At 50.6% G+C, this 11,493-nt stretch carries 11 protein-coding genes and 1 pseudogene; 8 read left to right on the forward strand and 4 right to left on the reverse strand.

Annotation, left to right across the window (positions count from 1 at the left end; genetic code table 11):
* Window positions 1-212 (forward strand): annotated as a pseudogene (locus AACZ40_RS24645) (hypothetical protein); the annotation flags it as partial.
* A 69-nt stretch (window positions 213-281) separates the two neighbouring features.
* Here the strand turns inward: AACZ40_RS24645 and AACZ40_RS24650 are convergent.
* Both AACZ40_RS24650 and AACZ40_RS24655 read right to left on the reverse strand, forming a co-directional pair.
* On the reverse strand, window positions 282-662 hold the full coding sequence (locus AACZ40_RS24650) for a hypothetical protein (protein WP_291170986.1): 381 nt from the start codon (window positions 660-662) through the stop codon (window positions 282-284).
* A 92-nt stretch (window positions 663-754) separates the two neighbouring features.
* Window positions 755-1,729, reverse strand: a complete 975-nt coding sequence (locus AACZ40_RS24655) for a DUF1559 domain-containing protein (RefSeq protein WP_291170984.1) — start codon at window positions 1,727-1,729, stop codon at window positions 755-757.
* Between the two features lie 542 nt (window positions 1,730-2,271).
* Between AACZ40_RS24655 and AACZ40_RS24660 the strand changes: the two genes are divergently transcribed.
* Complete coding sequence (locus tag AACZ40_RS24660) at window positions 2,272-3,684, forward strand: neutral/alkaline non-lysosomal ceramidase N-terminal domain-containing protein (protein ID WP_291170982.1); 1,413 nt, start codon at window positions 2,272-2,274, stop codon at window positions 3,682-3,684.
* A gap of 16 nt (window positions 3,685-3,700) precedes the next feature.
* On the opposite strand, the gene AACZ40_RS24665 is transcribed toward AACZ40_RS24660, so the two are convergent.
* Together AACZ40_RS24665 and AACZ40_RS24670 are read right to left on the reverse strand one after the other, a co-directional pair.
* Window positions 3,701-4,615 (reverse strand): dihydrodipicolinate synthase family protein, encoded by a 915-nt coding sequence (locus AACZ40_RS24665; RefSeq protein WP_291170980.1) that lies wholly within the window; start codon window positions 4,613-4,615, stop codon window positions 3,701-3,703.
* 24 nt (window positions 4,616-4,639) lie between these two features.
* Entirely contained in the window at window positions 4,640-5,692 is a 1,053-nt protein-coding gene (locus tag AACZ40_RS24670) for a pyridoxal-phosphate dependent enzyme (protein WP_291170979.1), read from the reverse strand.
* 320 nt (window positions 5,693-6,012) lie between these two features.
* Here AACZ40_RS24670 and AACZ40_RS24675 point away from each other — a divergent pair, with 320 nt between their 5' ends.
* The 6 genes from AACZ40_RS24675 (at window position 6,013) to AACZ40_RS24700 (ending at window position 11,216) form a co-directional block, all read left to right on the forward strand.
* Window positions 6,013-6,741: an FCD domain-containing protein gene (locus AACZ40_RS24675; protein WP_291170978.1), complete on the forward strand. Its 729-nt coding sequence runs from the start codon at window positions 6,013-6,015 to the stop codon at window positions 6,739-6,741.
* A 224-nt stretch (window positions 6,742-6,965) separates the two neighbouring features.
* Window positions 6,966-7,859 carry a DUF1559 domain-containing protein gene (locus AACZ40_RS24680; protein ID WP_291170976.1) on the forward strand — a complete coding sequence of 298 codons (894 nt, stop codon included), beginning with the start codon at window positions 6,966-6,968 and terminating at the stop codon, window positions 7,857-7,859.
* 147 nt (window positions 7,860-8,006) lie between these two features.
* Window positions 8,007-8,435, forward strand: coding sequence for a hypothetical protein (locus tag AACZ40_RS24685; RefSeq protein WP_291170974.1), 429 nt, complete (start codon window positions 8,007-8,009; stop codon window positions 8,433-8,435).
* Window positions 8,436-8,537: 102 nt separating this feature from the next.
* Window positions 8,538-9,602, forward strand: a complete 1,065-nt coding sequence (locus tag AACZ40_RS24690) for a sialidase family protein (RefSeq protein ID WP_291170972.1) — start codon at window positions 8,538-8,540, stop codon at window positions 9,600-9,602.
* Window positions 9,603-10,013: 411 nt separating this feature from the next.
* Entirely contained in the window at window positions 10,014-10,949 is a 936-nt protein-coding gene (locus tag AACZ40_RS24695) for a sugar phosphate isomerase/epimerase (RefSeq protein ID WP_291170971.1), read from the forward strand.
* Window positions 10,950-10,973: 24 nt separating this feature from the next.
* Complete coding sequence (locus AACZ40_RS24700) at window positions 10,974-11,216, forward strand: hypothetical protein (RefSeq protein ID WP_291170969.1); 243 nt, start codon at window positions 10,974-10,976, stop codon at window positions 11,214-11,216.
* Window positions 11,217-11,493 lie beyond the last annotated feature (277 nt).

Raw genomic sequence — 11,493 nt, forward strand, 5'->3', positions numbered from 1 at the left:
GGCTCTGGAAACACACGCCAGCCAGTGCCAAGGCCATCATCAAAGAGGGAAAGGTCACCGGCTTGAAGATCACCCATGCGGGATCAGGTTACCTCTCCCCTCCTACTGTCATGATCGCAGGCCATGCAGAAGTGAAAGTCCAAGCCACTCTCGAATTCAGTCAGGATTTTTCCAGGAACGGCAGCATCAAATCTTTGACGATCGTAGAATGATGATCTCGGTGATCGCACCTGTCTGATTTTGTATGCGATCACCGAAAGCCGATTCAAATCATCCAGGCATCAGTCGGCGGAGGAGAGGGCATTTGCTTTTTGCTGCAGCACTTCCAGTTGGGCATCGATTTTATCTTTTGCAGCAGAACTCTGATACAGTGCTAACAGCTCTTTGGCCGCATCTCGCAGTTCGATGTAGGGGCCACCATATTCGCTGGCGTAAGCATCGAGGGACTCCATCAGAATCGTCAGATCCTGAGCAGCCGTCCTGGGACTTTTTTTTGCCGCCGCGACGAAATCATCAATCGATTTTTTCGCAACTTCACTTTTCTGTGTCTCGGACGGTGGTGGCGCTGAAGGCCCTCCACAACCAGTTAATACCGACGAGAACAGAAGCAACATTGCAAAGCAGGCTAGTCGCCCGCAGAGTCCTGGGCTGTTTTTTTTCATTCTTTCATTCCTGTTTGTAATTAAAAAAAGCAGCTCCAATGTAAAACACGGGAGCTGCAGATTCAAGCTATTGTGTCAGTGCCTCTGATCGATTAATACTCACCAAGTACGTTTCCATCGTCAATCGACAGGAGATTCAGATAAGTATTCTGGTCTACGTTTTCGGAGATAAACCGCACCGAACCATCGGCCAAAGTTACATGCGCACCACCAACGTGAGAGCTGCGTAATCCCTGGCCGGCTCCCGAACCTGTAATGTCCGGATTATTACGTCGATTAAAATTATTATCGGAGGTATTGTTCGAAGCATAGGGAGTCCCATCGGTGACGTTCGTCGTATTGGGAGTCAGGATCCCATTGGAATTTCTCCCGCTGAACAAGGCCCCCGTACACCAGCCCCAGGCACCTTTATCGTCTGCCGTACTCGTGCCGACGACGATTTCTCCGAGCATGATGGCATTTGAAGTACCGTCTGTAATATCACGGATTTTTGCACCGTTCTGGGCGATCGGACTGAAAATACCACGTCGGGCGCCGTTGTAGTCTGAAATATTCAGCATTGAACCAGCGCCTACAGAACCAGCATAGGAAATTTTCGAAAAGTTGCCATCAGCAGGTTGAGTCAGCAAGGATCGATCAATGCCTGATTGTGAGGGGCAGCGCAGAATCGGGATCGTTGCCTGGAGTACGCTGTCCGTGGTGTCTGAGTTCGCACTTTGAGCAGGCAAACTCATATTGTATTTATTGTACAGCGGAGACTGATCCATGAAGGGCAGAACCTGCACAACCCAGGTCGTTCCCCAGCTGACATGCCGCCCGTCAGCTGGTGCTGAGCCGTTCCCATACCACACAGCTCCCGGAGGAAATGTGCGATGTGAATCGTGATAATTGTGCAACGCCAGACCTACCTGCTTCAGTGCATTCTTACAGGTACTGCGGCGGGCCGCTTCACGCGCCTGTTGCACAGCGGGAAGGAGCAGGGCAATCAGAATCGCGATGATGGCAATCACCACCAGCAATTCGATGAGTGTAAAACCTCGCTTGAGAGAGACGTTCTTTGATCGCATGAATTCAACCCTTTAACTATGAAAATATGATTGGAGACAATACCGGAATCACTGGTACTGAAATAAGAGCCCGGGTCAATCGCCTTAGTAAATTAAAGCGGGGCCAATAAGAATGGCTTAACAATTGGAGGGAACACCAACACACTCAAAAAAGTATTAAGTAAAGCAGCACTCTTCGTTTGTTAATCTAACAAGAATTCTAGGTTTTTCTTCAGCGCAGGCAATAAGTAGAATTCGTTAATTCACAGAGTAGTTCAAAATAAAGGCTCCCGTACAGTGCATTAACAGTGTACATGGCTTATTCAAGAAAGCTAAATAATGTTTAACGCATCAATAATACTCTCACGTACCAAATTAACCCGACCTGGACGAGACCACCATCTCACCTTTCCCGATGCGCGATTCATCTCCTTTCTGTTTCCGTTTCTTTACGAAAGCGGCCTTCCTGCTTGCGATCCCCTCTTTCTTAATCTAAATTAGAAAATTCGGTCTCCACTCTCTGTCGCAGCTATTTATCAGAACCCGCACACAAGGAAATCCGCATGAATAAATCGGTCACCTGCCTGGAGACAATCAACAGAGTTGCCCTCTGGTTGTGTGTATTATCCGTCAGTTTTTTTTCAATCGGACGTTCTGAAGCCCACGCCGAAACACAGTGGAAAGCAGGGATCGCCAAAGTCATCATCACGCCTCAAACAGGGGTCTGGCTGGCCGGTTATGGAAGCAAACGACTGCCCGATGGAAAGCTGCATGATATCTGGATGAAAGCACTGGCTCTGGAAGATGACAAAGGCCACCGCGCGGTATTGATCACCAGTGATTTTCAAGGTGTGCCCCGCAGTATGAGCGACCGTGTTTTCGCAGAGATCAAACAGAAGTTCCAGCTGGAACGTCACCAGATCATGTTTACGTTTTCCCATAATCATTGTGGTCCCCGGCTCGGTGACGATCTGTACGATTACTATCCCGTCGATCCGATGCAGGTCAAACTGGTCAATGAATATACAGACCGCATGGTTCTCAAAACGGTAGACATGATCGGCGAGTCTCTGAAAAATCTTGCACCAGCTCAACTCCAGACGGGTAACGGCCACACCACCTTCGCTGTGAACCGTCGTAATAATCGCGAAGCTGATATTCCCAACCTTCTGAAGGCGGGGAAAGAACTGGTGGGTCCGGTCGACCACGATGTCCCCGTTATGACAGTCACACGCCCGGATGGCAAACTGGATGCAGTCCTGTTCGGTTATGCCTGCCACCCGACCACGCTCAGCTTCACCAAAGTCTGCGGCGACTATCCCGGCTTTGCCCAGTTGGAACTTGAACAGAAACATCCCGGCGTCACCGCCATGTTTGTGAATACCTGTGGAGGAGATCAGAATCCCCTGCCCCGCCGCAAAGTGGAACTCTGTGAAAAATACGGACACATGCTGGCAGTGGCTGTCGAAGAAGTCTTACAGAAACCACTCAAGCCCATTTCAGATGGTTTAGCGACCGCCTTTAATTACGTCGAGCTCCCCTATCAGAAAACGGTCACCCGTGCTGACCTGGAAGCCGACCTCAACAGCAGCAGTGCCATCAAAAAACGCTGGGCGGAACGACTGCTGAAAAAACTGGACGCCGGAGAGACATTCCCAGCCAGCTACCCCTATCCACTCCATGCCTGGCGTCTGGGCAGTGAAATGCTGATGATCGGCATGGGCGCGGAAACCGTCGTTGACTATGCGTTGAAATTCAAACGCGAATTCGGTCCCGGCACCTGGGTCTGTGGTTATGCTGATGACATGATCTCTTACATCCCCTCCAGGCGCGTCTGGCTCGAAGGGGGTTATGAAGGGGGTTCCAATCTGTATGAATACGGTCGCCCGGCATACCGCTGGGGACCGGATACGGAAACACTGATCTCCGACACCGTTGACAAACTCGTCAAACAGGTGGAGCACAAATCTGACTGATCGCTTTCGAAACAACTTATGCTTCGACCGAAGCGACCGGTTTGCCTGCCAGAACCTTTTGTATCAGCGGGTGAGCGAACAGTTGTTCTCGCTCTGCTGCAGTCACAGGTCGCATCGGCTGCGGAGCAAAGTTCCCGCGGATCCCCCTCTGGTTCATCAGCGTGGTGACTGTCGAAAACAGGGGGGCAGAGAACGTCGTCAGCACTTTCAGCAATGCTGACAGATCCTGCTGCACCAGCGCCAGCCGATTCCAGTCTTTTGCCAGGGTTGCTTCCACCATGGCTTCGATCCATTCCGGCACGACTATATAAATTCCATCCAGATGCTCACGGACCCCTGCCTGCAGCAACACATCCATCAGATTGGGTTGCGCGACGATCACGCGGAACTCTTCACCGATACGATCAATCACAGGACGAATTGTCGTGAAGTGATCCGAACATTTGATACCCCGAATATTCGGATGTTTCGCCAGCTGCAATACGGTCTCTACCTCCAGTTTTGTACCGGTTGTCTGTGGAAGATCGTAGAGAAACAGTGGCCTGGAACTCAGGTCGGCGAGCGCCTCAAAATATGCAATCAGATCACTCTGACTGTACTTGAGAAAGTAGGGAGAGATCACCACCACTCCATCGATGGCACAGTCTTCAACCATGCGAATTCGCTCACGCGTACGTACGAAGCTGGTATCCCCCACGCCCACCAGCAGTTCGGCATGCCCTGCATTAAAGCGCACGCTCTGCTCGACCAGTTCACGATAAGTGGTATCTTTCAGCAGCTGCATCAGTCCCATCGTTCCGGCGACCAGAAAACCATTGATTCCATGCGACAACTGGTCCTGAATCTGCGCTTCCAGACCCACTGGATGCAGATCTTCTTCCGCTGTCAGAGGTGTTCCCAGAGCCGTAATCATTTTCAACGAATGCGTCATGTTGTTTACTTTCTAAATGATGAATTAAGCTGTCTGTTCGATAAATTCCGACAAAGAAATAACGGGACAGGCCGTATCCGCTAACATGCGATCAATAGAACCCTGGTCTTTAAATCCGCTGCCTGTAATTACACAGACGACGGTCTCTTCACTCTGTATTTTCCCCGCAGCGGCTGCCTGTAGTACTCCTGCCAGCGATACTGCAGCAGCAGGTTCACAGAAAATGCCCTCCTGCCGCGCGAGCAGCGCCTGGACCTCATACACGAAATCGTCTTCCACCAGATATCCACTGCCTCCGGTTTCCCGACAGGCGGCAATCACTTCATTACCATCCAGCACACTGGCTACCTGCAGTCCACCAATCTTCGTTGTACTCTGACAGGTCTGCGCGCGATCGCAGCCCTCCTGTAACGGTCCGGCAATCGTATTGTTTCCTGTGGGCTGCACACAATGAAATGCCGGCAGTCGTTCAATTTTCGCTTCATGAAACGCCGTCTGAAATCCGCGGTACACGGCCAGCAGCAGCCCTCCCCCTCCGGCACAGCAGAACAGATGATCGACAGCCCCCTGCTCTGCAGAGATCTGCTCGACCAGTTCCCGTCCAATGAATTCGACACCCGCCATGCCAATCGGATTGAACTGATAACTGCTGACCTGCAGCTCAGTATCCGGGGCGGCTCCCAGGTGTTTCAGATACTTAAACACTTTCCCCGAGATTTCCGGATCGGCACCAAAGCCCTCAATCCGCCAGACCGTAGCGCCATAAGCCAGCATCTGTTTCAGTTTGTTTTCAGGAGCACCGATAAAAACAGCAACCTGGCAGGTCATTCCTGCTGCTGCACAATAAGCCGCCAGCGCTGAACCCGCGTTTCCACTCGAACAGGTGACGACCCGCTTCTTCCCCTGATGCAGCATGTCGGTGAGGGCAGCCGCTGCGAAACGATCTTTATAGGAACCTGTGGGATTCACCGTTTCCAGCTTAAAATATAAATGGGCCAGCCCCGCGTCAGGACCAATCCGACGCGACTTGATCAGAGGCGTGTGCCCCTCCCCCAGCGTAAAATTCGCCGACTCCATATCTCTTCCTCTAGCAGAGATGCCAACCAGGATTCCTTCTGATTTACTGATTCCTTTCACGGTTATTAAATCAGTATCTCGTTCTCAACATCAGCAATCTTCGGCAAATCTTCATGAAAAGTCTTGACGCCTAAATAAGCAGTTATATGATAATTAACCAGATTGTCATACAATCTTTCGATTTATAGTATAACGCGACGGCAGCGACAATGAACTCTTCTTCTGGAATTTCATGTCAGATATTAAACTGATCGCCAGGCTGTCGCTCTGAATTACACTTCTACTGTCATCTACGGCGCTCAATGGAAAGCAGTGTAACGATGGAATTATCGCGTGACGATATCTCTCTTGCAGCAACGGAATCCCGAACGTTGAGTGCCGAACTCGCAGACCACCTTTGCGAACGTATTCGCAGCAAACGTCTGGCTCCCGGCGATCACCTGGGAACCGAAGCAGAACTGGCAGACCAGTTCGGCGTCTCGCGAACCGTGGTACGTGAAGCCGTTGGCTCTCTCAGGGGTCTGGGCGTTGTTATTGGTCGACAGGGACGTGGGTTGTGTGTGGCAGAAGCCGATAATTTTTCCGATGTCCTCAGGAAAGCACTCGTACCACAGGTTGCCAGTCCCCAGGGCTGGCGGGAATTACAACAGCTGCGGGCGGTGATCGAAATCGGTTCAATCGCACTGGCCGTCGATCTGATCACTTCAGAAGAAATCATCCGTCTGCAGACCATCGTCTCTGAGATGAAACGCGTGATGAAAAAAATAAAGCAGGACCCCCAGGGGACCAGCAAAGCATATAAAGAGATGGATTGCCTGTTTCATCAGACGATTCTGGCAGCCTCGCATGGGAACTTCGTGAAACAGTTTCATGGTGTCCTGCTGGACTACTTCCACGCAGGTGACCTGTATGGTCAGACTCCCACAGCAAAAGGACTCCGCGAACACGAACTCATCGCCAATGCGATTGCCGATCGGGACACCGACCAGGCAACGAAACATCTGACCGATCACCTGAAACCGCAATTAAAAGCACCAACCCAGCAATAACGGAGACGAACGAATCGCTCTTTAACGAAATAAATAAATGAGAATTACGATACGCCGGCGCGGCTATCGAATTCAAAACAATAGATTAATACTGATTGACCTGCTACCTGCAAATCTCAACACAAACGACGACTTGGATCTGCAGTTGAACTCGAATACACGCCTGTGTGCCAAGGTGATTATATTGTTTTATTTTCTGTGTTTCGTTTAATGGAGACGCTGTTATGCTACAGATCAACTCAGACAAAAGATCGCGTGGATTTACATTAATTGAATTACTGGTGGTCATTGCCATCATTGCAATCTTAATTGCTCTCCTGCTGCCTGCAGTACAACAGGCGCGCGAAGCAGCACGACGTTCGACATGTAAGAATAACATGAAGCAAATCGGACTGGCGTTACACAATTACCACGACGTACATGGCGCCTTTCCCTCCGGACGGATGAGAACAACAGCCAGCGATTACCTGGGACACAGCACGCAGACCATGATTTTACCCTATATCGACCAGGCAACTCTTTACAATCAAATGAATTTTACGGTCGGCTTTAACAGCGCCCCGAATTTTGCGTTGGGGCAGACTGTTCTGCCCGCTTTTCTATGCCCTTCCAACCCGATAACGGAAGGCGTTGATTATACGGGAGGTAATCCAGGTCCGGATGCAGCACGGACTCATTATGAAGGCATCTCAGATTCCGGCATCGGGCGACGAGGAACGTCAAGTATCGTAGTATCGAACGGGAATGGACTCTTCTTCTGGAACTCTAAAGTCAAGATTCGTGATATCACTGATGGCGCCAGTAATACCCTCGCTTTTTGCGAGGTCGTTTCGCAAGGGGCTGGAAAATATGCTCCACCAGCCTGGATTGCCTATGGAGATGGTATTGGAACGGTCAACGGTATTAATGCACCGTGGCAAACCAATGGCGGGATACTTCCGCTCACACATAACATGTATAATGGAGATGCGTTTAGCGGTCCAGCAAGCTTTCACGAAGGGGGTTGTCATTTCACTTTGGGAGATGGGAGTGTGAGGTTTCTTTCTGAAAATATGAGCCAGACAGTACTGACCAGTCTGACCACGCGTGCCGGTGGAGAAATCGTGGGTGAATTTTAATTCCAGCTCCCCCCATCATGGTGAATTGCCTTCCATACTGAGGGTAGCTCGCCATGACGTTCATGTCGGAAACCTATCTGGAATGAACTCCGATAACGCAAACTTTTTTATTAAACTCTATAATACGTGGAGTAAGTGATAATGCGATTGACGACGATGGGCGCTGGACTGACGATGCTGCTTCTGGGCTGTGGGAGTTCATCGGGACCTGAATTAATTAATGTCAAAGGCACAGTCACTTATCAATCAGAACCGATCAAGGACGGTGTAATCAAGTTTGTACCAACCCAAGACAGCAAGGCACCAAGACGAACGGTCGTTGTCAAAGATGGAGAATACAATGCCTCGGATCGAGCTGCTCTTGGTATAGGTACCTACAAGGTTGAAATCCTGGCTTACATCGGCGAGCCTGCCGACACGAAAATCTACCCTGTCTCTGATGCCGAGTCTGAAAAAAATCGACCCAAACCTCGTGAACAGATCCTGCCTGAGAAATATAACGAGAAGTCCGAACTCGAAGAGCTGATCATCGAATCTGGAAGTGCACCGATCACGAAAAATTTTAAGCTCGATTAAGCAACCCCTTAATTCAGAATTCATAGTCGACTTTGAATAGAAAAAGAGCATTCCCTGCTGACGTCGGATGAAAACCACACTTTTCAAACAAGGTAGAAAGAAATGAAGCAGCGTTTACTGATTATCGGTACCATTGCCTCAATCTTCTGTTTTAACATCGTCTCACAGGCAGAATGGAACCACCCCCAGACGAAAAAACTGCCGCATCAGCACCTGGGGCCCTTCATCAAACTTCAAAACGGCAGCCTGCTGGCCCCGGATGCAAAACAGTCTTTGCTCAGCACTGATCAGGGAAAAACCTGGGAACCCACGCCCCTGTATCAGGAACCGGCAAAATTCCAAACCAGCAATGAACGCGCACTGCTGCAGACAAAAAAGGGAACCATTGTCCTTGCATTCATGAATCTGGCAGAAAAGAAATTTCACTGGGATGACAAACAGGGAGGTCCGCAATCCGACTGTTATCTGCCCGTGTATATCGTCCGCAGTACCGATCAGGGAAAATCGTGGCTTCCGCCCCAGATCCTGCAGGATCATGGCTGGTGTGGCGCGGTTCGCAGTATCATTCAGACCGACTCTGGTCGCATCATCGTAGTCGTCTCGCAAACCATAGCCAATCCGGGCCGCCATGTCATGCTGACTTATTACTCCGATGATGAAGGAGCCACCTGGAACCACAGCAACATGATTGACCTGGGAGGCTCAGGAGATCATGACGGCGCGATGGAAGGGACGATCGTCGAGTTAAAGGACGGCCGCATCTACGCTTTGATCCGCACAAAATTCGGTCGTTTCTGGGAAGCCTTCTCCACCGACGAAGGCGCATCCTGGCGCACCATTCAGCCTTCGCAGATCCAGGCCAGCAGTTCGCCGGCCATCCTGCAGCGACTGGAGAGTGGACGCATCGTAATGCTCTGGAACCGCTTTCGTGACCCCGAACGCAAACTCGGGCGACGTGAGGAACTCTCTATCGCATTCTCTGACGATGAATGCAAAACCTGGAGCGAACCGGTGGTCATCGCCCGTGATCTGACACCAGCCGGAAAGAAATACGAAAATCGTGTCTCTTATCCCTATGTTACGGAAATCACTCCCGGAGAACTCTGGATCACCACCATGCAGGGCCCTGTAAGACTGAGTTTGAAAGAAGAAGATTTTTTGAACTAACCGCAGATACCACTCGGTCAGTCACTTTCACTCGACTCCCTCAGAATCACTGTTTGCCTTCGCATGCGTGCTTTCTCTCAATCCCAGCCAACGCAAATCGAATCTATTCGCGTCTTTCATTCTTGCTTCCTGTTCAGCTCTATTTAAAATGGTTTCCAGGGATCTATCTGATTTCCGGCAACAATGACCACGCATTGAATACCGCCCTGTATGCATAACTGACGACGTCTGACAGCGTCGCGCATGACAGTGATCGGCTCGCGAGCGGGCCGTTGAAAATCCGCCTGACGATGGACAACACGATCGCCAATGTTGACTTGACCCTCGAACCTCATTTAACGTCTGGTGAATCAGTTCGCCAGTTCCCTGATTAGACTGAATCACACACCTGGTCAAAGAGGACAAACAGATATGCAGCCGCTCACCAGACGCCAGTTTCTCACCACCGCCAGTGTCGGCACAGTCGGCCTGCTGGGCCTTGGCAGACTGCAGGCAAAACCATCCAGGCCGGAACTCACTCTCGGCTTCAGCCTGTATGGCATGCCTCACCTGAAAACCGAAGAGGCACTTCGTATTGTCGCCGACATCGGCTATGACTCGGTGGAACTGGCTCTGATGGATGACTGGGACGCCACACCCGCCAAACTGAATTCGGAACGTCGCGCAGCGATTTCCAAAACTCTTAATGACACTGACTTAAAACTGACCTCACTGATGGAGCACTGTATTCTGACCGGCTCCCAGGCCAGCCAGCAGAAAGTTCTGGAACGACTCAAAAAAGCGGCCGAAGTCGGGCATGACCTGCGACCAGATCAGCCACCGCTCATCGAAACAGTCGCCGGCAGTGGCAAATGGGAAACCCTCAAAAACGAAATGCGCGACAACCTGGGTGAGTGGGCCCAGGTCGCCGCCAGTACGAAAACGGTGATCGCTGTCAAACCGCATCGGGGCGGTGTGGTCGATCACCCCGAGCAGGGAGTCTGGCTGGTCGAACAGGTCAACAGCCCCTGGATTCGTCTCGATTTTGACTACAGCCATTTTACACATCGGAATATCTCACTCAAAGAATCGCTGCAGACCATGCTGCCTTACACCAGTTTCATCCAGGTCAAAGATACGATTATGAAAGACGGGAAAGTCAGTTTCGTGTTGCCAGGTGAAAGTGGTGAAATTGACTACGTTCAACTGCTGAAACTGGCCGTCGCAGGCGGTTATCGGGGTGACATCTGCTGTGAAGTCAGCAGTATGGTCTTTCGGCAGAAAGGCTACGATCCCGTTGCCGCTGCAAAAACCTGCTACCGGAACCTAGCCCCCGCTTTCGTACAGGCGGGAATCAAACGAGGTTAAACTGTTTATTGAACCTGGACACAAATGAATCATCTATGGGGCAGCACTGTCGATTTCAGCAATTCGTGCTGCTCCTGTCTCTGGCTGCCACTCCCGCCAGAAACTATCGCCCATTTCAAACCCTGGATTGACGAAGGTGCCCCCTGGCCTGCTGATAAATACGCCCTTCGTGTCGACCAGTCGGTCGCCGCACTCCTGCTGGCTCGCTGGCGACAATGTACGGGGCAGCGTGACCACGATCAGTCAGTTCCCCGATCAGTCCGTTGACATCGACAATTATGTCGTCAAAGAAATACTCGATTCATAAAGCCCCGCTTACAGACCAGATTCAGCCTGACGTTTTTTTCGACAGCACTGACGCTTTTTTCATCTCTGCTTCTAAAACAAAATCCCAGACTTTTGAGTTTGGCCTGACTATACTGAAAAGGGCTGCCGCATTTCAAAGCGGAACAGCTTTTGCGACTTCTATTAGATAAAACCCCTCAGTTTTGCTCTGTAGAAAAGCTCCCTTTGATTGCTATTTTCGAAATTAATAAGTCATGAT

The organism is uncultured Gimesia sp. (assembly GCF_963972345.1).
In the GTDB taxonomy this organism is placed as follows: Bacteria; Planctomycetota; Planctomycetia; order Planctomycetales; family Planctomycetaceae; genus Gimesia.

Excerpts from the sequence above, each read along its gene's own strand:
- AACZ40_RS24650 (WP_291170986.1), bottom strand. The coding sequence starts at position 662 with ATGAAAAAAAACAGCCCAGGACTCTGCGGGCGACTAGCCTGCTTTGCA.
- AACZ40_RS24655 (WP_291170984.1), bottom strand. The coding sequence starts at position 1,729 with ATGCGATCAAAGAACGTCTCTCTCAAGCGAGGTTTTACACTCATCGAA.
- AACZ40_RS24660 (WP_291170982.1), top strand. The coding sequence starts at position 2,272 with ATGAATAAATCGGTCACCTGCCTGGAGACAATCAACAGAGTTGCCCTC.
- AACZ40_RS24665 (WP_291170980.1), bottom strand. The coding sequence starts at position 4,615 with ATGACGCATTCGTTGAAAATGATTACGGCTCTGGGAACACCTCTGACA.
- AACZ40_RS24670 (WP_291170979.1), bottom strand. The coding sequence starts at position 5,692 with ATGGAGTCGGCGAATTTTACGCTGGGGGAGGGGCACACGCCTCTGATC.
- AACZ40_RS24675 (WP_291170978.1), top strand. The coding sequence starts at position 6,013 with ATGGAATTATCGCGTGACGATATCTCTCTTGCAGCAACGGAATCCCGA.
- AACZ40_RS24680 (WP_291170976.1), top strand. The coding sequence starts at position 6,966 with ATGCTACAGATCAACTCAGACAAAAGATCGCGTGGATTTACATTAATT.
- AACZ40_RS24690 (WP_291170972.1), top strand. The coding sequence starts at position 8,538 with ATGAAGCAGCGTTTACTGATTATCGGTACCATTGCCTCAATCTTCTGT.
- AACZ40_RS24695 (WP_291170971.1), top strand. The coding sequence starts at position 10,014 with ATGCAGCCGCTCACCAGACGCCAGTTTCTCACCACCGCCAGTGTCGGC.
- AACZ40_RS24700 (WP_291170969.1), top strand. The coding sequence starts at position 10,974 with ATGAATCATCTATGGGGCAGCACTGTCGATTTCAGCAATTCGTGCTGC.